The organism is Mesorhizobium sp. B2-5-11 (assembly GCF_006440835.1).
Taxonomy (GTDB): domain Bacteria; phylum Pseudomonadota; class Alphaproteobacteria; order Rhizobiales; family Rhizobiaceae; genus Mesorhizobium.
This window is the reverse complement of sequence record NZ_VFUK01000014.1, coordinates 99,083-119,895: the sequence shown is the minus strand read 5'-3', so window position 1 is coordinate 119,895 and position 20,813 is coordinate 99,083. Positions and strand designations below refer to the sequence as shown.

The 20,813-nt window shown below is 58.9% G+C and carries 13 protein-coding genes and 1 pseudogene; 6 read left to right on the top strand and 8 right to left on the bottom strand.

Translation table 11 applies throughout. The annotated features are described in order from the left end of the window. Positions 1–484: 484 nt before the first annotated feature. From groL to FJ490_RS29025, 3 genes are all read right to left on the bottom strand, one after another. Complete coding sequence (groL, locus tag FJ490_RS29040) at positions 485–2,149, bottom strand: chaperonin GroEL (RefSeq protein WP_086081374.1); 1,665 nt, start codon at positions 2,147–2,149, stop codon at positions 485–487. Positions 2,150–2,210: 61 nt separating this feature from the next. Beyond that, the gene (gene groES / locus FJ490_RS29035; RefSeq protein ID WP_064994876.1) at positions 2,211–2,507 is read right to left on the bottom strand and encodes a co-chaperone GroES; all 297 of its coding nucleotides are present in this window, start codon (positions 2,505–2,507) and stop codon (positions 2,211–2,213) included. A 1,671-nt stretch (positions 2,508–4,178) separates the two neighbouring features. Continuing rightward, on the bottom strand, positions 4,179–4,901 hold the full coding sequence (locus FJ490_RS29025) for a Crp/Fnr family transcriptional regulator (RefSeq protein WP_064994871.1): 723 nt from the start codon (positions 4,899–4,901) through the stop codon (positions 4,179–4,181). A gap of 1,240 nt (positions 4,902–6,141) precedes the next feature. On the opposite strand from FJ490_RS29025, the gene FJ490_RS29020 reads away from it, so the two are divergent. Next, complete coding sequence (locus FJ490_RS29020; RefSeq protein ID WP_041163934.1) at positions 6,142–6,387, top strand: DUF982 domain-containing protein; 246 nt, start codon at positions 6,142–6,144, stop codon at positions 6,385–6,387. Positions 6,388–7,424: 1,037 nt separating this feature from the next. Here the strand turns inward: FJ490_RS29020 and FJ490_RS29015 are convergent. After that, on the bottom strand, positions 7,425–7,733 hold the full coding sequence (locus tag FJ490_RS29015; protein ID WP_064994870.1) for a hypothetical protein: 309 nt from the start codon (positions 7,731–7,733) through the stop codon (positions 7,425–7,427). Positions 7,734–8,148: 415 nt separating this feature from the next. Here FJ490_RS29015 and FJ490_RS29010 point away from each other — a divergent pair, with 415 nt between their 5' ends. The 4 genes from FJ490_RS29010 (at position 8,149) to FJ490_RS28995 (ending at position 12,836) form a co-directional block, all read left to right on the top strand. Then, positions 8,149–8,442: a calcium-binding protein gene (locus FJ490_RS29010; protein ID WP_224655969.1), complete on the top strand. Its 294-nt coding sequence runs from the start codon at positions 8,149–8,151 to the stop codon at positions 8,440–8,442. A gap of 496 nt (positions 8,443–8,938) precedes the next feature. Further along, positions 8,939–9,331 (top strand): hypothetical protein, encoded by a 393-nt coding sequence (locus FJ490_RS33690; RefSeq protein ID WP_318013159.1) that lies wholly within the window; start codon positions 8,939–8,941, stop codon positions 9,329–9,331. Positions 9,332–9,594: 263 nt separating this feature from the next. Further along, complete coding sequence (locus FJ490_RS29000) at positions 9,595–9,822, top strand: DUF2158 domain-containing protein (RefSeq protein WP_084016088.1); 228 nt, start codon at positions 9,595–9,597, stop codon at positions 9,820–9,822. Positions 9,823–9,824: 2 nt separating this feature from the next. Beyond that, complete coding sequence (locus FJ490_RS28995; protein WP_064994868.1) at positions 9,825–12,836, top strand: DEAD/DEAH box helicase; 3,012 nt, start codon at positions 9,825–9,827, stop codon at positions 12,834–12,836. Between the two features lie 178 nt (positions 12,837–13,014). On the opposite strand, the gene FJ490_RS28990 is transcribed toward FJ490_RS28995, so the two are convergent. Genes FJ490_RS28990 through FJ490_RS28980 form a run of 3 tightly spaced genes read right to left on the bottom strand, consistent with a single transcriptional unit; the run spans position 13,015 to position 17,676 of the window. Continuing rightward, positions 13,015–14,094 carry a hypothetical protein gene (locus FJ490_RS28990; protein WP_064994867.1) on the bottom strand — a complete coding sequence of 360 codons (1,080 nt, stop codon included), beginning with the start codon at positions 14,092–14,094 and terminating at the stop codon, positions 13,015–13,017. Between the two features lie 9 nt (positions 14,095–14,103). Further along, positions 14,104–16,527 (bottom strand): caspase family protein, encoded by a 2,424-nt coding sequence (locus FJ490_RS28985; protein WP_064994866.1) that lies wholly within the window; start codon positions 16,525–16,527, stop codon positions 14,104–14,106. Positions 16,528–16,578: 51 nt separating this feature from the next. Beyond that, positions 16,579–17,676, bottom strand: coding sequence for a CHAT domain-containing protein (locus tag FJ490_RS28980; protein ID WP_064994865.1), 1,098 nt, complete (start codon positions 17,674–17,676; stop codon positions 16,579–16,581). 512 nt (positions 17,677–18,188) lie between these two features. Between FJ490_RS28980 and FJ490_RS28975 the strand changes: the two genes are divergently transcribed. Further along, entirely contained in the window at positions 18,189–19,160 is a 972-nt protein-coding gene (locus FJ490_RS28975) for a CHAT domain-containing protein (protein WP_064994875.1), read from the top strand. An 882-nt stretch (positions 19,161–20,042) separates the two neighbouring features. Here FJ490_RS28975 and FJ490_RS28970 read toward each other — a convergent pair. Continuing rightward, positions 20,043–20,649 (bottom strand): annotated as a pseudogene (locus tag FJ490_RS28970) (carbamoyltransferase C-terminal domain-containing protein); the annotation flags it as partial. Between the last annotated feature and the right edge of the window lie 164 nt (positions 20,650–20,813).

Below are 20,813 nucleotides of genomic sequence, written 5' to 3'. Positions count from 1 at the left end.
AGTCGTCAGAAGCCTCTGGCCGAGTCGATCTGGTCCTAGATGACACAGGAGATTCGTTGACCGCCCAATGGCCCGCCCTTCACAGCAGTGATGCGGCAGCAGGGCTTCGTTCGCGGTCTGGCAAGGTCTCGAGATGACAGGCTGCTTGTGCTTGGGATCGAGGTCATGGCCGAGGGCGTGGAGACAGAGGCAGACCGACAAATTCTGCACAGCTTGGCTGCAGAACCGCTCAGGGCTTCCTGTCCCTATGCCCCAATCACTTGAATTTGCAGTAAAAGAGTACGCGAAAGAGTTGTGACCGGTACCAGCTGTTGCTGACTGCATCAAGAAGAGCGTCAAAGGACGAGATGGGTGCTGGAAATGGACATGAGGTAATAGGCGGTATCAAGCGGCCAGTACGACGATGTAGCTGTGGTTCCGCGAAGTTGTGCAAAAAAAGGGCGGCATCGCTGCCGCCCTTTCCGTATTGCGCAGGTAGCGTGGATTAGAAATCCATGCCGCCCATGCCGCCCATGCCGCCCATGCCGCCGCCGCCCATGCCGCCAGGCATGCCGCCGCCAGCCGACTCCTTCTTGGGAGCCTCCGCGATCATGGCTTCGGTGGTGACCAGCAGGCCGGCGACCGAGGCCGCGTCCTGAAGAGCCGTACGGACAACCTTGACCGGATCGACGATACCCATGGCGATCATGTCGCCATATTCGCCCGTCTGGGCGTTGTAGCCGAAGGTCGCGCCCTTGTTCTCAAGGATCTTGCCGGCAACGATCGAGGCTTCCGCACCGGCGTTGGCCGCGATCTGGCGGGCCGGAGCCTGCAGCGCGCGACGAACGATGTTGATGCCGGCGGCCTGGTCGGAGTTGACGCCGACAGCGTTGATGCTCAGCGAAGCGCGCAGCAGCGCGACGCCACCACCAGCAACGATGCCTTCTTCGACGGCCGCGCGGGTCGCGTTGAGGGCGTCATCGACGCGGTCCTTCTTTTCCTTGACTTCGACTTCCGTCGCACCGCCGACGCGGATCACCGCAACGCCGCCGGCGAGCTTCGCCAGACGTTCCTGCAGCTTCTCCTTGTCGTAGTCCGAAGTGGTCTCTTCGATCTGCTGCTTGATCTGGGCAACGCGGCCCTGGATCTCGGCCTTCTTGCCGGCGCCGTCGACGATGGTGGTGTTCTCCTTGGAGATCGACACCTTCTTGGCGCGGCCGAGCATGTTGAGGCCGACGTTCTCGAGCTTGATGCCGAGGTCTTCCGAGATGACCTGGCCACCGGTGAGGATGGCGATGTCTTCCAGCATGGCCTTGCGGCGATCACCAAAGCCCGGCGCCTTGACGGCAGCGATCTTCAGGCCGCCACGCAGCTTGTTGACGACCAGCGTGGCCAGGGCCTCGCCTTCGACGTCTTCCGAGATGATGAGCAGCGGCTTGGAGGTCTGCACGACGGCTTCGAGAACCGGCAGCATGGCCTGCAGGTTGGAGAGCTTCTTCTCGTGGAGCAGGATGTAGACGTCCTCGAGCTCGGCAACCATCTTGTCGGCGTTGGTGACGAAGTAGGGCGAGAGATAGCCGCGGTCGAACTGCATGCCTTCGACGACTTCGAGTTCGGTCTCGGCGGTCTTGGCTTCTTCAACCGTGATGACGCCTTCGTTGCCGACCTTCTGCATCGCTTCCGCGATCATCTTGCCGACCGACTCGTCGCCATTACCGGCGATCGTGCCGACCTGAGCAACTTCCTCGGAGGTCTTGATCTTCTTGGCGTTCTTGATCAGCGTCGCGACGACTTCGGTCACAGCCAGATCGATGCCGCGCTTCAGGTCCATCGGGTTCATGCCGGCGGCAACGGCCTTGTGGCCTTCCTGGACGATCGACTGCGCCAGAACCGTCGCGGTCGTGGTGCCGTCGCCGGCGATGTCGTTGGTCTTCGAAGCGACTTCGCGGACCATCTGCGCGCCCATGTTCTCGAACTTGTCTTCAAGCTCGATTTCCTTGGCGACGGTGACGCCGTCCTTGGTGATGCGCGGGGCGCCGAACGACTTGTCGATGACGACGTTGCGGCCCTTCGGGCCGAGCGTGACCTTCACCGCGTCGGCGAGGATGTTGACGCCGCGCAGCATGCGTTCGCGGGCATCACGGGAGAATTTGACGAGCTTCACAGCCATTTTTTTGCTCCTGGGCAATTCGGCCTAAATTCAGATTGGATGTGATGAAAGGCGACGGCGGTCAGCCGATGATGCCCATCACGTCGGATTCCTTCATGATCAGAAGGTCTTCGCCATTGAGCTTGACTTCGGTGCCCGACCACTTGCCGAACAGGATGCGGTCGCCAGCCTTGACGTCCAGCGGGACCAGCTTGCCGGTTTCGTCACGAGCACCGGAGCCGACAGCGATGATCTCGCCTTCCTGCGGCTTTTCCTTTGCCGTATCCGGGATGATGATCCCGCCCGCGGTCTTGGATTCGGATTCGACCCGCCGAACGACCACGCGGTCATGAAGCGGGCGGAACTTCGACTTTGCCATTTTTTCTTCCTCGGTGAGAGCGGTGAGAAACACCGTCCGGCCACGCCGGACAAACTGCAAAGCCCGGCTTTGCCGGACCGTTGTTAGCACTCACCGCGAGCGAGTGCTAACAACGGGAGGATTAAGGGGTAAGCCGGAGATAGTCAAGACGAAAGGGCAGGCGCATGAGCAAAATCTTGATCCAAAGCTCTCAGGCAAGGCGACCACTTTGAACACTCCTGCTGACTTCGTCATTTGGCATTCTCGGCAGCGCGTTTCGACAATTTATGTTCGCCTACCATTCCCAGCGGCTTTGGAGTGCTAAGAGCCTGTGAATTTCTTTGAAGATCCGTTGCAACGCCTGCGCGCTGCGGGGAGTGCTGATCAGGCAGCGAGACTTGCGAACTTCTTGTGCCAGGAGGCATTCGGATTGAAGGCCGTATCTCGCTTGTGGTTTGCTCAAACCCAGGACGCAGGGGTTGCTGCCGCTTACTTACATTTTGTCGGCCAGCCCGCTACGGCTGTCGCCGCATCACCGCACCTGCACACGGGTGCGCCTCGCGAGGAAGTTCATTCGGGAACAAACCCACTCGGAGTGCTGGTAGTCGGCAAGTGGTTTTGTTGCTGCCAAGCTCATCAGGTGCGCTCAATCCGCCGCGGCACCCCCCGTCTCACAATGGACTATGGCGCGTTTGATCCACACCAGAGCCGCCCCGGTAGGATCGGCTCCGTCGGTCAGACCAGACGGTGGCTGACTTTTCTAAACTCCAACCAATCAGGGGCGCCTCTAAACTCCAACCAATCAGGGGCGCCAGGAACAGGTCTGGGAGTGGGTCGCGAGTGACATCCGTACGCGAGGCAGCGCGCCTCCTCCAAGGGTGAAGATGCTCGCAGCCGAACTTGATCTGCCACATGCCGGCTTTGAAGTTCGTCGAAGCGAGAATAACCGTTGCTGGCGAAGTGACCCTGCATTACACCTGTGTAGCTTGGCATAGGTTGGGGACAGATTGTCTAAATAGTCCTGCGGGGCCGAGGGCCGACTTCCTCGAACCCGTCCGAGTAGAAATCGACGTGCGTTTCCATTTTGGTTGCGCGGGTGCTCCAACCTCAAGTCGCTTCCAACCACGAGCGCGGCTTTCCCGCACAGCGACCTCGAGCAGACAAGGGGCAATCATTGGAGCGCATCTCGGGTCGAACATACAGCTCCGAAATCTGGCCGGACTTGCCTCCTGCATAGATCGCCGTGCACTCATTCAGTACGACTATGCCGGCCGGCTCGCCACATTCATTTCGTTGGCAAGCACTGTCGCCGCGCTTTGTTTGACGAAGTCGGGCGTGGGCGCTTTCCCGCCAGAGAGTTCATCGAGTAGCGCGTGAATGAAACGGGCGCCCGTTTCTGCGTCCAATAAGTTGGCCCGTCCAGTAGATACGGAAGGCATGGTTTCTCCCCCTCCTAGGGGGCGGCGTCCCGATTCGTGCTGCCAATCGCAAGGTGCGCTGGCAAAAAATGGAACTGCGAATCCGGCTATGATGGAGGGCTGCTCTCCTGTATGCAAGCCATTCTTGGGATTTGCAAAAACCGTCGCCCGCTCGTCCAAGCCAGGGATCTCTACACCATCTGACCGCGCGCGAAGCAAGATTCTGCTTAGCTGCTAGCGAGGACCGAGCTTGCGGACCCCACAGACCCCATGGTCAGCGTCGGGCGATTTCCCCAATCAGCCGAACATATTCGCCTTCTGGTTGCCCATAGATACCAGCTGCTTGGGCAACGAGGCCTTGGCGGTCTCGAATGACGATTTCACCTCGTCGCGAACGGATGAGGCCACGGCCCTCGAGCACTTGGAGCCCAACGGTGACCCCCGGCCGCCTTACGCCGAGCATAACAGACAAAAACTCGTGAGTGATCGTAATGCGTTTGTCGTGCATCCGGTCGTCACACATCAACAGCCATCGCGCCAGACGCTCTTCAAGGCTCGCTCGTGCGTTCATTAGGGCCGTATACGTAGCCTGAATGTGGAGATAGTGGACATAGCGCAAAAGGAAGGGATGCAACGTAGGGCTGTCCACTAGAGCCGCCTTGAATGGCTGAACTCCGATTCGCACTGCATTGCCTGCCAATTGCACGTAACAATCGTGCGCGGCATAGTCGGCACCCATCACCAGCGCGGGACCAGTCATTCCCTCTAAGCCAATGAGGCCAACTTCGGCATCCTTGCCGTCCGGAGTCATCGCGACAACAGAGCCGATGCCTTCCTCAAGGAAGTAAACGGCCTCTATCCTTGAACCGGCAGTCTCCAACGGCATTCTCAGATCAAGGGCACGTCGCTCAAAATGCGGCTCCAAACGCGCGAGGTCATCCGCGCTAAGCCGTCGCAGCAATTCATTTTTGTAGGAAGCATTCACTGGATTGGTCATGGCTCAATCCCACTTGGGGCAAGAGCATTCCAATCTCCTTGCCGTCCGCGCCCGTAAAAACGTGCAGACGATCTCGTGACAATACGCCCCTTGGTACGACAATGACAGCGGAATGCGAATCGATGCACGGCGAGCCCCCGCCGCGTGATTACAAAAGACGCGAAAAGTATGTCAGAGTGGGAAACGTACCAAACTCAGCTTTGTACGAAACCGACATTCTGAGGTCCCAGCTCTTTCCCGTTACCTGTCGTCCTAGCGCGCCGATTCCCTTGAGCTTCGTGAGAATCGCACGAACTCCTGATTTAGAGCCGGCGCGCTTTCAAATCGTAACTGTTCACTGAGAACGACACCTCGCGCTCGGGGATGCCGCTAGATGTAACCGCTCCCCAATGCCGCAGCGCGTCCGGTCGGCCGCGGTGGGGGGCGGAGGATTTTTGTTGTCCTTCGCCGATCGCTCGGATCTACGATTGCTCGGAAAGTTGCGTCGGCGGGACGTCAGCAACACTCAGCGTGTCCGATCGAAATGCCCTAGTGGCGGCTGTCGGATTTATTCTGTACGGGGACACGTTTGAGGATCGACTGATGTCAGCCCGGGGCCGTCTGGTCCAATGTCGCGCGGATAGCGCCGATTCCCAACTCGTCGATGATCATGTTGTGGTGACTGGCCGTCACCACATCCTGCAGGATGGGCGGCCGTTCGGACTTGCCTTTGTTCGAGCTCAGGTTCCGCTGATGACGGAGCATGAGGTACTTTGGCGAATTCTCCCGGCCAATCTACATTCGCGCTGCCGCGAGACTGTTGTGCAGGCTCGGCCTCAATGTGCCGCACCGCACTTCCGTGGTTATCGGGCGTCCGCGACGCATGGGCACGGTCCGAGATCACGAGTGCTGTAGGCACTGGCTAGCATGCCGCGCCCGGCTGTGAACGAGGCGACATGACATTGCCGTGTATACGCAGGTGCGCGCGCCGGGGTCGCTTGCTTTTAGCGAACTTGCATGGCTGTATGGTTTATGAAAATGGCCGGGGGGCTATATGACCATATACCTGTTTCTCAATAGTGTCGCTGCATTCGGCTTGGTTATCCCACTCTATTTTATTCAGCGCGAACCGACCATTCTCGAGACTTTACGGCCAGGCAGGGGGTCGCCTGGGACCGAAAATTAGCTGCGGTGATTCAGGCGGATTTCGGTTGAGGAAAACAGTGCGGCCTGTCGTCGCCGGGTGGAGGGGAGCGTGGCGATGGGCTTAAGCAGATTTGAGAGACCAGTCGTCGTTCAGGTCAACCGTAACAGCTCTGAACGCATCGTGCTTGAGGTGAATGACGCGGCAACTATTTTGATGCGGGATCTTCGTTCTCAGACCAAGAAGCGGAATGCAGCGATGGATGCCTGTCTGCACGTGTTGCGTGGTGAGGCTCATCCGCCAACTGCAAGGCGGGCATTCGTTGCGGCCGCGCTCGAGGCGAAGATTCTACGCGGCGATTAGACCAGCGCGAAGGTCGGCCGGATATCCATTCAGGTTCAATCCTCCTCCCGATCGAAGCATAGAATGGGAAGTCCCTCTGCGTGATCATGGCGCGACCAAGCAGGGTGGCGCGGAGCATGCCTCCGGTGATCTAGGTTTAACAGCTTCCAACGCCCGCAGACTTGGCTCAGCTATTGAACAGAAATGCCGCCTGGAACTCCCGAAGGGCGCCTCGAGCGGTGCAGAGGGTTCATTTGAGGATCACCTGGACGCATGGTGGACACCCTCGCGCCCGACACCGCCTGCTTCATACCACCAACGGAGTTGCTTTGAAGCATTCGCTCGGTGTTGATCCCAACTTCCCTTGTTCCAAAGCTTCCGCCACAGGACAGATACGGTTCTTGGGCGGCAACCCCGTAAATCGTGCAATTTGGCGTGACGCACGACCTGCTCCCCATCCTCGAAGCGAATGACGGGAGCTGAGCGGCCTTGAATTTCTCTTCCTGAGCCACTGTCATGTCACTGGCTATCTGTGGAAGAAAGTACCGTCCCTGCTTAAGCGGCGAACGATAGACGGGCAAGGCGGGTCGCGAACTGATCCAGGGCAGGGTGATCCACCGCCACCCCAGATAAGTAGACGGCCAGACTGCTGCTAGGAAGTCGAACGCTGGACACGCGTGGCCACCGACGGAGCGTCACGCGCCTTCGTGCGCCTTCTTCGGATGGATCCTGATGTCAGCCTGCTGGCGCGGGCCCCGGACGGTCTGATCGCCGTCTTCAACCTCGAAAACGGAGAGCAGTCGTGGCAATCCCTCCTTACACAGCCCCTTCGCGCAATGCCTATGATATCGTGATCATTGGTGGCGCGGTAGTCGGCTCGCCGATGGCGTATTGGCTGAGCCAGGATTTTTCTGAGTACAGTCACAACCAAAGAGGCTCGTGACGGTACTTTTTTGCCCTTTAAGGCACTGGAAAAAGGGATTTCCTGCTGCCGAGCCTTGAAATTGTACTGACGGTACTTTTTCAGGAGACCATTGGGCTGCTGACGGACGCCGCCCTTAAAGCGCTGAAAGCAAAAGAAAAGGGCGCACGTCGTCGGTAGCGGCTGACGCCGGCAGCGCGGCGACGAAGAGTTTCATCTGCGAGACCGCGTTGATCGGATCGGCGTCGGAGAATTGCGTCCCGTCGGTCGAAAAGCTGATGTCCTTGAAGTGCCAGTAGCGATGCATGTTCTTGTCGGCATAGCCGATGTTCTGCCCCGTTGGCGTGTCGTCGTCCTTGGTGTAGCCGTGGGCAGGGTCTTTGATGTCATCAGCCCAAACCGCCGCATGAACGAAAGCATACTGCGCCTTCTTGTCGTCCGGCACGCCGGCGACCCAGCTCTGATAGTCGGGGTTCAGTTTGATCGGGGCACCGGCCTTGGCCTTCGCCTGTGCGCTCAGCTTTGATTAGGCCACGGCGGCGATCTGCATGGGGCCGCCGTCCCACCAGGCCAAGGCGGGAGCCGATGATAGGATCAATGAAAGAACGGAACCAAAGACGAGCGCGCCACGCATGTATTCCTCCCCAGAGCCAACATCGCTGAGACGACACGGCAATGACGACAATGGTGCCTTCACGGAAGGCCGAAACCTCTTCTGGATTCGACAGCAAGAGACAAATAGCGCATGATCCTTCTTGGGTTGGGGAATTCATTCATGCATGTGCACGAATTTTCGTGCGTGTTGTCCGTGGTACTTATCTCGGGCTGCGCAGCCGACTATTTGAACAATTACGATTTCGGTGACGCTCGCCGCTGGCGATGCGTACCACGCCAACATGCTTTTGCAGACGGTCGATCCATTCAATCCCAACAGCAACAACACCCATATCGAGGGCGACGGCGTACGCGCCGCAGCAATCGTCAACAGGTATCGAGGCGTGGCCGCAACTGCCGCAGCTGTGCCATCTGGCGGTGCTGATTTGGACTGCGCAGGCGGCAAGGGAAACAATCCGGTCGCACCCCATGGGGTGAAAATCACCAACGGTGATCCTAACGGACTAGATCGCGATCGCGACGGCATCGGGTGCGAGTGAAAGCGGCCAGGACGGTGGAACGATCTCGCTACGACAATCGGTCCGACAAGTGGCTGAAACGCACCGGAGCCAAGCAATATCGCCCGCGCCGGTGGGCTGGCATGCCTTTGCGAGTGATCTACGTGACGGTAGCCGCGGCTTCGGCTTTGGTGGCGCAGTTCTTCATGCAACACAGCGGCTCATTGCCCGAGGTCACCTACTGAATCTGACCAAGCCGGCTCCAGCGCCGATTGCCGGTGTCGCCTCCATCATCGATGGCGACACGATCGAGATCCATGGGCAGCGTGTCCGCTTCAATGGCATCGACGCGCCCGAGAGCCGGCAATACTGCGACGACGCCAAGGGATTCGAATATCCATGCGGGCGCCGTTCCGCCGAAGCGCTGGACGGCTTCCTAGCAGCCTCGAGGCCGGTCAAGTGTACGTTCGGGACTTGGTCGCTACGGCCGGTTTGTTGGTGACTGCAGGCGCGCCGACGGTCGAGCGTCGCCGCCTGGATGCTCGAGCACGGCCAAGCGCTCGATTGGCCAAAATACAGCGATGGCGCCTATGCAAAACAACAGACCAAAGCGAAGGCGTCGAAGACCGGTCTTTGGGTCGGAACGCTTCTGCCGCCATGGGACTGGCGGGCGCAGCATGGCGACGATGCGCAAGCGCCGCCGGCACCGCTTTTGCGATTGGCAACGGCAACTCCGGCTGCAATATCAAAGGCAACATATCAGCAAACGGCGGCGCATCTATCACGTGCCTGGACAGAAGTACTACAACGTCACCAAAATCACCGAAGCCAAAGGCGAAAGATGGTTCTGTTCAGAAGCGGAGGCCATGACAGCGGGCTGGCGGCGATCGAAGCGCTGATCGGTTTGCGGAAGCATATTCCGTTCGTTTGACTGATTTGGTTGGCGTCTCGACGGAACGGCGGAAACGTCTATGTTGCAGACCTATTTGTGGACTGCACTCGCTGACGCATATGATTGCCGCTTGTTTGATGGGCGGCACCGCTGTCTATGCAAGTTCGCCCTCGCGACCGAATACACTCAATCCGTAAAGCCTTGGTGCATCACCTGTTGATAATTGCTCCAAAAACGAGTCGCTGGAGTGCCTACCGCAAAAAAATGTTACGATGGGACAAATCACGAACAAGGAGATGAAAATGTCTGAATTTGCAGCGGGTGATGTTGTTCAACTGAAATCCGGGGGTCCTCAAATGACTGTTGAGCAAGTAGGCAAGACGAGCATGACGGACGAGGACGGCGTGTGGTGCGTGTGGTTTGAAAAAATCGGAAACAAGCAAGTCGTTCAAAGAGAAACTTTTCCGCCCGTGGCGCTGAAAAAATACGAACGCCCCGCCACCGGATCGATTGCGGTGCACAGAGCCTAACCATGATCCGCGCAGCGTTTATCGGAATCAACAAACATCTTGATCCGCTTGCGCGGGAACTGAGCGGCGCTGTGGGTGATGCTTCGACTATGTGCGCGGTGCTGTCGGATTCTATTGACCGGTTTCAGCCAACGCTTATCACTGACCACGACGCGACTTATGCGAGGGTTTCGGCCATCTTTGACGATGTGCTCGACGGTGCATCAGAAGATGACGTCGTCATCCTGTTTTTTGCCGGCCACGGCACGCAAGACCACCGATTAGTTTTAACGGATACGCGCTCTGACGACGTTCCGGGAACGACAATAGACATGACGGAGATTGCCGCGAAGTTTCGGACTTCGCGAGCGCGCGCTGTCCTGCTTTTGCTAGATTGCTGCTTTAGCGGTGGCGCGCCGGCACGCGTTCTGGATGTCGGATACATTCCGCGCGCAGCGGGGATGCCGCTCGCCGAAGTTGGTGGACAGGGCCGTATTCTTTTCGCTGCATGCAATCCAAACGAGGAGGCCCTCGAAGACCCCCAAACACGCCACGGTCTTTTTACGAAGGCGATTTTGGATTGCATACTGGAGAGTGATGGGCCGGTGAGCGTGGTTGCGATGGTGGACCGCGTTGTGCAAATGGTCCGCGCCAACGCAGCCCGATTCGGTTACGAACAGACTCCGGTGATGTTCGGTCATGTCGAAGGAGAGCTAACCCTGCCGAAAGGTATGCGCGGTAAATGCTACCGCGCGCTCTATCCCGAAAGGGGCACGGTCACTGTTTCAGGTCCAATTGGGGAGCTTTCGGCCTACGGAATTCCTCAGAATGCGCTGAACGCTTGGAGCGATCGTTTCCCCGCCGGTCTGAATTCATTGCAGATCGCCACTGTGAATAGCCATGGCGTGCTCGATGGAAAATCTCTTCTCGTCGTAGCGCCGACAAGTGCCGGCAAAACGTTTGTCGGCGAGATGGCAGCACTGAAAGCAATCGGCGAGGGAAAGAAGGCGGTTTTCCTCCTCCCTTACAAAGCGCTGGTCAATGAAAAATTCGAAGATTTCTCTGCGCTCTATGGCGACCTTTTGAATCTGCGCATCGCCCGATGCAGCGGCGATTGGCAAGATCAGGTTGGCGACGTTCTAAGGGGCAAGTACGACATAGCCTTCTTCACTTATGAGAAGTTTTTGGCTCTGTCAGTTTCCTCTCCGCACATCCTTCACCAAATCGGTCTGGTGGTGATTGACGAAGGACAGTTTATCACAGAGCCGGGTCGTGGGATGGTTGTGGAGCTAATCCTCACCAATCTTTTGAGCGCACGCGAGCGGGGGATTGCACCTCAGTTGGTGACCCTGAGTGCGGTAATCGGCGACACAAACAACTTTGAGCGCTGGCTTGATTGTGAACTTCTCCTTACGACCGAGCGTCCGGTTCCCTTGACAGAAGGTGTCATTGATCGGAGCGGCGTGTGGAAGTTGCAGCGTCCTAATGGTGAGGTGGAGGTCGCGCAGTTGTTCGCACGCTGCGAGATACGGCAGCGCCGGGATAAGCCATCTTCCCAAGACGTTCTCGTACCGCTGGTTCGGCATCTCGCCGGTCAGGGCGAAAAGGTCATCGTCTTTCGTAACGCGAGAGGACCATCCGCCGGTTGCGCGGAATATCTCGCGGCCGAGTTGGGTTTGCCGCCAGCACAAACAATCGCGGACATGCTGCCGGGAATGGATCGTTCGGATATGTCCGAACGCCTTCGCCGCGCGCTCAACGGCGGCGTTGCCTTTCACAACGGTGATCTTAATCGCGAAGAACGCATGATCGTGGAGAGAGGCTTTCGCGACCCAAACGGTGGGATTCAGGTTTTGGTGGCGACAAGCACCGTAGCTGCCGGCGTAAACACGCCGGCTTCGACCGTCATCGTGGCGGAAACGGAATTTCGCGGAGTGGAGCCGCAGCCTTACACTGTCGCTCAGTATAAGAACATGGCGGGCCGTGCAGGTCGCCTGGGCTACGAGACAGAAGGCAAAGCCATAGTTCTCGCCGACACCGGCATGGAGCGAGAGAATCTCTTCCGGCGCTACGTTCAGGGACGTCCCGAACGCATCCAGTCTTCCTTCGACGAAAGAAGCCCGGGCACGTGGGTCGTTAGACTTCTGGCGCAGGTAAAGGATATTCCAAGCAATGCAGTTGTCGATCTGGTGGCAAACACCTATGGAGGATTTCTTGCCTCGCTGAGAGATCCCGCCTGGCGCGGCAGCATGTCAACCCGGCTCCTCAATTTGATGACGAGGATGCAGCACGATGGGTTGATTGATGAGCGCGATGGAAGGCTGAGGCTAACGCCTCTAGGGCGCGCCTGCGGCGAGTCACCCCTCAGCTTGGAATCCAGTATGCAGGCTGTTGAGCTGCTACGCCAATTGCCGCCGGATTCGATAGGACTAGAGACGGTTCTCGTTTTATTGGAAGCGCTGCCCGAACGCGATGAAGACTACACGCCTCAAACAAGACGCGGTGAGCCGCAACGGCAGCAACAAGTTTCGCAACGCTTTGGCCAACATGTGGCGCGTGCCCTATGGCATCGTGCGGAAAGCGATGTGAAATATTACGGTCGCTGCAAACGTGCGCTCATCGTTTCGGACTGGATCGAAGGCGTTACAATCACGGATATTGAGACTGGCTACACCACCAATCCGTTTTCGCCCATTCGTCATGGCGACATAAGGGGTTTTGCTGACGGTACCCGCTTCCTGTTGGACTCGGTGCTCCGAATAGCTGCGATCGTTCTTGGTCGAGCTGATGATCCCGATGAGGTGAGTACTTTGCTTAAACGCCTTGACCTTGGAATACCCGGCGCAGCCTTCTCCTTGACTGAATTACCTATCGTCTTAGCGCGCGGCGAAATCCTCGAGTTGTGGAAAAACGGATATGGAAGTCGAGAGCAAGTCGAACATGCAACCGAAGCCGAACTCGTATCCTTGTTGAACGCGAGAGGGAATATGTTGTACGCCGCATTGCACGAGGAACTTGCTATCACTGGGTCCTGAACAGCCTTCGTATGGCTGCGGTCGATAGGAAGGCAGGGGTTGCGATGGCTTTTTCACGCCCGCTCCAACCTCATTTGGCCAACAGATCGCGATGCGGCAACATGGCATGTAATGATCATCACAAGACCGATGACCGTGCCCAGATTTTGCCCTGAGGAAGAGAACGCGACCACTCCCCTCAGATAGAAATGACCAAGCCCTGCTCGCCTTGGGCAGGAAACACGCAGTGGTAATTGAAGCGGCGCATTGTCTCGGGGTCGTTCCAGATCGTGGTGTTCTCTTGCGCATAATTGAAATAGAGAACCTTTTGACGCACCGGGTCATTCACAAGGATTCTTGCGATAGTTTCGGGATCGGGGTGGTTGTGGCGCGAGCCATCCGTCGAAAAGGCGAATGCCGTGCAATCGAGAATCCTAAGAATCTCTGGCGAGGTATTGGCCTTGCTGCCGTGATGGGAGACTTTGAAGCAAGCGAGGGGATAGGGTTCGGCCTCGCTCGCTCCGAGCTCCCGCAAAGCGCGCTCCATGATGCCCGGATGGGCATCGGCGCCCAAAAGGACGCGGCGACCGCCGAACTCGGCAATGAAGGCGATGCTGCTGCGATTAGGCGCGGCGGTGTCTTCCTTGAAGCGTTTGGAGGCGAGTTGCTCGACGTCCAGCCCGGACAAGGGCTCGCGGCCTGAGCCAGGTTCGCCCATTCCGTGGTCAGGGTCGAATGGGCGGAGTCCATTGGCTTCAAGTTCGTCCATCCAACGCGGGATCAGCGCGGCAAGATCTGCATCGTTGGGCGAGAGTAGGCGAATCGCGAGCCCGGCGAAGCTAATTTCGCCACTTGCCTCCGGGCTCCCACGTGAGGCTATGCGGCTGGCGAAGCGGGAGTTCCATTTCCAATTGAACTTATCGATGCCGGACGAAAGCTTTTCGCCCTGCTCGGCGTTGAGTGGCTCGGTTTCGAGACCCGCTGTAATGCGGTCACGCGCTTCGACAAGCTGATGGTAGGCATTGAACCACACCTCTTTGGGATTGAACGGCGCCGCCGCCTCGCGCACCAAAGGCATGGCTCCTTCGATGTGATCGGCATCGATGTGGCTGATTACGAAGAGTTCGCAGTTGCTCATCTCCTTTAGCGCAGGCCGGGCAGTGCCGTAGTCCTTTGTGCGGCCGAGATCGACCAGGGCGTGATACGAATGGTCCTCATCGCCCCAGGCGAGGACAAGCGCATCGCCCTCAGACGCCGGATTCATGGTGAGTGTGAACATTGAGCTACCTCATGGAGTAAGCTTGACCACTGTGAAGGCCTGTTGCGGATCGACGCGAGCCGCGACCCGCCGGACCAGCCCTCGCTCCTCTGAAGACTCCTCCTGCGACCCAGGAACCGATTCAAGACCGCGGGCCAGCCAGTCGCAGGTGAGCGAGAAAAATGGCACGCCGCGGCTGAACCCTTGTTCGAGCAATTCGGAGATACGATCGAAGTCGGGCGACCTCTCGGTCATCAGGCGACGCGCCAGGATAATAGGCCCGTCGGGGATTTGCGGAAACCGGTTGGTGATGTTCTCGAGCCATTGCCGTGGCACAAGCTCCGATGCTCCGGCTCCCACTGCGATTAGAGCACCCGCCACGGCCGCAAGCGGGTTGGTCATCTTGCTGCGGACGGCCTCGCGGACCTCTCCTTGCATGACCTTGAGAACCTCGGAGCCACGCTCGAAGTCGCGCGAAGCGAGGAACGCCAGCAGGCCGGACCATCGGTATGACTCGACGATGCCCGACGTCGCGGCTCGCCCTTCTGCTGGAGCGGCGGCGACGATTAGGTGAGCGGACCATTCGTTTGGGTCGCTCGGCCGGCCCAACTGCGGCAGAAAGGCCGCTTCGATGCGGGTACCGAATCCAAGGACGGCCCAGAGCGGCCCGCTGCGCTGCGTGTAGGCGTCCTCGAAGACCAGAGGATTGTGCTCGGGCACATCAAAGCGAAGAAAGTCCCGATCGCCCGCTGCCTCCCGCAAGGCGGGTGTTCGCGGGCCTGCCGCACCTAGGCGGGCTGCGTCGCGCGGCTTGGCCATTACCCCGACGAGTTCGGAGAACGAGGGGGCCGGCATTGAACGGGCGACACTGGTGACCGTCGGTCCCCTAGGGTTGAGAGGCTGCTGTGGAAATCGAGGTGCGCTGACCGCGTCTGGCCCCTGGGATATTGAGGTGCTGGCAAGAAGCGCGCCGGCTAAGGTCGCATACCCCAGCCATTCATGCAGGGAAGGGCCGCTGACAATCAGGCTATGGACACTCGCGCCTTGCTCGGCTTGGAGTTCCCTGCTGACGCTCGTCCCGTCGGGAAGCGTAATGACGGCGCTGTAGGCACCCGGCTCGACGTCAAGGCGCAGCTTTTCGCGAGTGCCGCCGACTACTGGTTTCAGTGGACCGGGGTTGTTGCCGTCGCGCCGCGACAATGCGACGACGAAGCCGGCCCCTACCTCCGCTGCGGCAGTAAACTCAAAAACCAATTCGGCGCCGGGGCCGCGACGCGGGACTGGCGAGGCGGTTTCGACGGTCGGTACCGCTCCGATTTCGACGAATGCCACGGGAGCGCGAGGGGTAAGTATCTCTGACCCAAGAGCCTTGCCGTCCCGATCAATTGAAATCGTCACTGTCTTCAGTTCTTCGAGGTCAAACTCCGCGAAGAAGGGCGCGGCCTCGCCCGCAGTTTTCGTAGACACGACCTCCCGATGGTCTGAGATGACGGTGCGACAGCGTGGCCATCGGGCTCGATCGGAAAGACTGACATAGGTTTTCACCCGATCAAGGCCGCCAGGATAGGTGATCGCAAAGCTTCCAGCGGCTCGGCCCGCCGGCGTCTGCAACGACCCGTCTGGTCGAGCAAAGAGCCTTAGAAACTGAGTGAGCCGGTCAACGAGAATGCCGGGTCGAACCGGCCAGCGTGCCCCCGACACGTCGGCCGCGGCACCGTTGAGCGCTCGGAGCAAACTGTCGGTGAAGACAGTTGTCTTATCGCGCCGACCGTCGGCCTCCTCATAGAGGCTAGTTGAGCAGAGCGCCCATTGGTGGCGCGTTCCACCGTGGTCGTCCCGCGCTCGTGAAAGCGAGATCAGCTTGGTGCCGAACTCCTCTTCGGCAGGCAGCCCCAACGAGGTCTTCAAACGGCAGCAATCGAACAATAACAGCTGCGACGTCGGCACAGCGTTCTCGAGCGCTGTAATGAACTGCTCGATCTCGGTCATTCCGGCGGTCTGCTCAAGCGGGTCTGTGTCGTAGTCTTCAAGTAAGAAGGCTGTCCTCCGACCGAAGCTCTCGCCGTGGCTTGAAAGGAACAGCACCATCACGTTGTCCTTGTGCGTATTGGCCCGCTTGACCCAGTCCTTCACTGCAGCCTTCACCTCGGCAAACGTCGCTCGTGGCACGGTTACGCTTGCATATTGGGCGCCAGCCTGCCCAGGGGGCGTTTCAGAGAGGGCCAGTGCAAGGCTCCCGAGCGGCCGCTCCGGGTTGGTGAATCCGGCCTTCTGATCGAGAAACCAGTCGGCGATAGCGCGTGCCGAGATCGGCGGTGAAGTAACCGGCTTCAGCTTCTTGCTCTGAAACGCGCCGACGCCAATGATCATCACATGGGTCGCGGGCCGTCGGTCGAAAGCGGTATCCACAAAGACGAGACCCTTGTCGCGTTCAGCGTTGTCGTCGCTACTCATCAGTCCCCCAGTTCCATTTTGGTCCGGACGCGCCGGCACGAACTATCAGTCTCAGGCGGCTGGCGTTTGCCCCTTCACCAACACAACCTGATCAAGGTCTATCCCCGATCGTGACAACGACTCGAGCAAGGAGGCGTCGTCCAGCAGCAAGGCGTCCTTGAGGCCAAGTCTGGCCTGCTGCAAAGCCATCCCCGCCGGCTGTCCCTCAGCGATCGCTGCATAAAAACGCACTGCGAATACCCTGGCGCCAATATCCCCGACTTCACCACGCATTCCGATAATAACAGGGACCGTTTCGAGCAGCGCTTCGGCGCCGACGAGACTGTCGCACGCATTGAGGACAACGAGAATCGGTGGCGTTGTCGTTGCCGCCAGCAGATCGGCAATCCACTGCAGCGGTATCGGTCGTGCTTGAGTACTGTGGACAAGCCCGTCGTCAAATAGCAAGGCGCCCTCGGCGGCATGACCCGAAAAATGGATAACATGCGGACGTCGTTCGTTTGTCCCATCGATCAGATCGGCGAACGTCGCTGCCGGAAGATGCTCGAGATCGATGAGATCGCGATGCAGCGCACTCTTGAGTGCCTTGAGAACGTCCCGCACCTCACGGTCGGTCTGGAGCCAGCGGCCCTCCTCGACGACTGACCCGTCGTCGCGCTGGTAGATGCGTTCGGTCGCTTCGGGATTGGCTGTGACGTAGAGGACTCGGAGCCGTTCGGGTTTGGGCTCGGGGATACGCGCGAGATGCGGGGCCGACTGCAGGAGCCCGTGAACCTGACGCGCGTGAGTGAGTTCCTCACGTCGGCGCTTCTTGTCGGCGCGCTCGCGTTCCTTGCGCAGGTCTTCTTCCGCGCTAGCGATCGCTGCCTGCTTCCTCGCTTGGTCCTTGGCGTTGCGACCGATTTTCTCGGCGACCGCGGCAGCCTTCTTACCGGTTTCGGTGGCCTTGTGGTCGAGTGACACAGCCGAGCGGAGATAGGAATTGATCGACGACGCATTGCGGGACCGCGCCGCCGACTGACGCTTCGAACCGGCATCTTTCCGCGCCAAAGCAACTGTTGCCTCGTGCCCGGCGAGTTCCTTCCGAAGCCGCCCTTCCGATTGCTTAAGCCGAGCGAGTTCGCTGCGCAGGCTATCGATGCGCGACATTGTCTACTCCGAAATCAGAATGGGTGCGGTCGAGCCAAGAGCAAGGGCTGGCCGGGGGCAATCAAACCGTGGCGCCTGAAACATCGGACCTAGGCCTCCTCGCTTCCCTGGCTCGCGTTTCTGAGGACAAAGTTCAAGTAATTCCGCTCAGAAGGCGGCAGAGTTGGCTGGTTCATGCAATTCTCCATCACTGCTCTTGAACTGGAAGCTAAACCGTATGAACTTGCCTACCAATTGTCGACCCACGAGGCGACGTATGGTCGATCAAGGCGACGGGGTATTCTGCTGAAAGTTCGTGGCGACCGAACAGCGTTCGAGCGGGCCGCGGCATTGGCGCTAGGAAGCGCAGCTCCGCCGAGAAGATCCCAGCGATCCCATCGGCAGGTGGTGGCGGCAGCGGATCGCAAGAGACGTCGGCTCGAATCGGTTCAGGCGAACACAGCTCGCTTTAAGGTTAAGCTCGCGCCTCACGACGGGTACATTGCTCGGCATGCGCTGCATTGGGGATTAGCGTGGCTAAGACGGAAATCGACGCGAACGGAAGTGGGCTAAAAAGCCTTATTGGCTCGCTCAAGGCCAGGGCGAAGCGTACCGCTGGACACTACCGTAAGGAAGACACGGGTATCACGCCCGAAGAATGGCCCAGGGACGCGGAGGTCGAGCTGATTGAAAGCCTTGTGCGGGAGAAGGCCAGACGGGTGACCGGAGGGGATTCCAGCCAGCAGTGGAAGGGGTGCCGTGAGTTCGCGCAGGCGATCAGAGATTCGCGCAACCCAACTGTCTCGCGTGAACATTTCGGGACGGAGGAAGCGCAGCGTCGCTACGAACGCGCAGAAGCCGATTTCTTCGATGGTATCGCGCTCTGGGCCGACAGTACAATGGACTATGTGACCTATCTGAGCGCACTAGCTGTCGAGACGGCTACGAAGCTCCGGATACTCTTTCTAGCGGCCAATCCCTCGGACAGAACTCGGTTGCGGCTCGACAGGGAATTGCGGGACATTCGAGAAGAGCTGGCAACGGCAGGATACCGCGAGCGGTTTGACCTCCAAGCACGCGGAGCAGTCCGTGCCAAGGACATGGTGCGGGCACTGCTTGAGCTCGAACCGGCCTATGTGCACTTCTCCGGCCACGGTACTGCTGATGGTGCAATCTGTGTGGAAGCATCCGATGGCACGAGCCACGAAATCGACCCCGACGCGTTGGCCGCGCTGTTCGCGGCGGCGGGCGAGAAAGTCCGGTGTGTCCTGCTCAACGCTTGCTTTTCTGAAAACCAGGCTCTTGCGATTGCCCGGCATGTCCCCTTCGTCATCGGCATGCGCACGACAATCAGTGACGAGGCGGCGATCGCGTTCGCCACCGGTTTCTACCGAGCACTTGGTGCCGGAAAGGGCGTCCCGGTCGCATTCGAATTGGGGATTGTCGAATTGAAACTGTTTGGCATCGCGGAGCACGAAACGCCTGTTATCGTGCAGTGTCCTTAGCCGGGTGTTCGCTTCTACAAGCCGCTTGAGCTCCCACTTGCGCAACACGATTTGAATGACCTCCGACCGCCCACTTTCATCTCTGCAGCAATGCTGATGAGCGCATCCTCAGTTGCGAGGCGCTTTCTAGCTCTTCAGCAAAGGATTTGCGCGTCACTGTCGGGTTTGGAGCCGTTCTCTGCGCAGTTTTGCTCTCTCCAACTCAGCGGCGATGAAGGGTGTAGCGTGTCTATCGCGCGCCTAGTGTTCTCACGCATCTCGAGGACGGTCGCGGCGCAGCGACAGTCAATGGCGGCTTTCAGTCAACCGCAGCGGCGGGCTTTTGGCCCAACCGAACTGTTGCCAGCGCAAAGCAATACGCGAAAGTCGCATCCTGTCAGGATTGCGGAAACCAAGAGGAAGCGCAAGCTTCGGGATATCGAACCTCGTTCATCCGTCCAACGTTGCTAAAGTGGCTTACGTCGGCCTTCGGCGCATCGGGAGGCGTCGGATGCTCACCCCTGAGGTATGGCGGGCAACGAACCTGACCGGTCAGTTCTTCCATTGAACGTTATTGATGCATCCGCGGCGGGTTTCAGACACTGGACCTGTCGCCATTTTCCTACGAGCGATTTCGTGCAACGAACCGTTCCTCGATGAGGCTGTGATCTAGACCATTCAGGCCGCCGGATACTCTTGCGATGACGCCAACTACGACGTTGAAATGATCGGTCGCATGTCACCCCGGCGGCTCAGGAAGGAGACGGCACGCTAGCCTGTGTGCCCACGTGACCTTATGTGGTGATCGACGCCAGCCAAGGAACAGCTCCATGGATGTGCGACCCGATGATTGTCGCAGCCGCGCTCAACGCCGGCGATGCAGGAACCTTGGCTGCGGCTCGGTCAGCCCTCGAATTGACTTGTCTTGGTCAAAAGCAACCCATCGCACCAAACGTGGTCTACGCAGCCCCACTCACAGGCGGCAGCAGCATCCGGAAAAAAACCACGTCCATTGAGATTTGCACTCGTGTTGCAGAGCAGCGAAATGCCCGTGAGTTTCTCGTACTCTATGAGAAGTTCTGCAAATTGGGTGTTCGGAAGCTCTTGAAACCGTCTGAAGTCGCGCAGTTCCGTCGAGATGGACGACCGCCGGGATTATTTCTTTCCACTCTGAACGGGTTCGGTGGTCGAACAGCATGTAAGGATCCGGCGTGCCGGGGTCAAACATGTCAGGTGCACGATCCTCCAAGCATATTGGCGCTACCGGCCGGAAGTGCTCTCGCACTTTGATCTTGTTGAGATGGTCCTTCATTTCCGGCGAAGTCGCAGCCGCCAGAATGCTTCTGCCTCCCAAGGCACGCGGACCAAGCTCTGCGCGGCCTGCAAGGAACACCACAGGCTTGTTGTCGGCGAGCAAACGGGCAAGATCTTTCAGACTGAAAGCAGCAGATTGCCAACCGGGGGGAATCTTGCCACGGCCCACATTCGGCCCGCTGTAGACTGACCAGTCTGACATCGAGAATTACGGCTTGGGGGGTACTGCCGCGCGATGTCGGCAATGCCCCCCCCCGTGTCCGCCGTTAGCACACGAAACCCGTAACCCGTCAGATATTCCGCGAGCATGGCGGACAGCCGCCTGTCTTCATCGACGATGAGGACCTGGTCCGCCATGCT

What these genes read in the sequence shown, in the direction of transcription:
- FJ490_RS29025 (WP_064994871.1), bottom strand. Translation starts at nt 4,901, where the DNA reads ATGACCAATCCAGTGAATGCTTCCTACAAAAATGAATTGCTGCGACGG.
- groL (WP_086081374.1), bottom strand. Translation starts at nt 2,149, where the DNA reads ATGGCTGTGAAGCTCGTCAAATTCTCCCGTGATGCCCGCGAACGCATG.
- groES (WP_064994876.1), bottom strand. Translation starts at nt 2,507, where the DNA reads ATGGCAAAGTCGAAGTTCCGCCCGCTTCATGACCGCGTGGTCGTTCGG.
- FJ490_RS33690 (WP_318013159.1), top strand. Translation starts at nt 8,939, where the DNA reads ATGCTCGAGCACGGCCAAGCGCTCGATTGGCCAAAATACAGCGATGGC.
- FJ490_RS28990 (WP_064994867.1), bottom strand. Translation starts at nt 14,094, where the DNA reads ATGTTCACACTCACCATGAATCCGGCGTCTGAGGGCGATGCGCTTGTC.
- FJ490_RS28980 (WP_064994865.1), bottom strand. Translation starts at nt 17,676, where the DNA reads ATGTCGCGCATCGATAGCCTGCGCAGCGAACTCGCTCGGCTTAAGCAA.
- FJ490_RS29000 (WP_084016088.1), top strand. Translation starts at nt 9,595, where the DNA reads ATGTCTGAATTTGCAGCGGGTGATGTTGTTCAACTGAAATCCGGGGGT.
- FJ490_RS28985 (WP_064994866.1), bottom strand. Translation starts at nt 16,527, where the DNA reads ATGAGTAGCGACGACAACGCTGAACGCGACAAGGGTCTCGTCTTTGTG.
- FJ490_RS28995 (WP_064994868.1), top strand. Translation starts at nt 9,825, where the DNA reads ATGATCCGCGCAGCGTTTATCGGAATCAACAAACATCTTGATCCGCTT.
- FJ490_RS29020 (WP_041163934.1), top strand. Translation starts at nt 6,142, where the DNA reads ATGGGCTTAAGCAGATTTGAGAGACCAGTCGTCGTTCAGGTCAACCGT.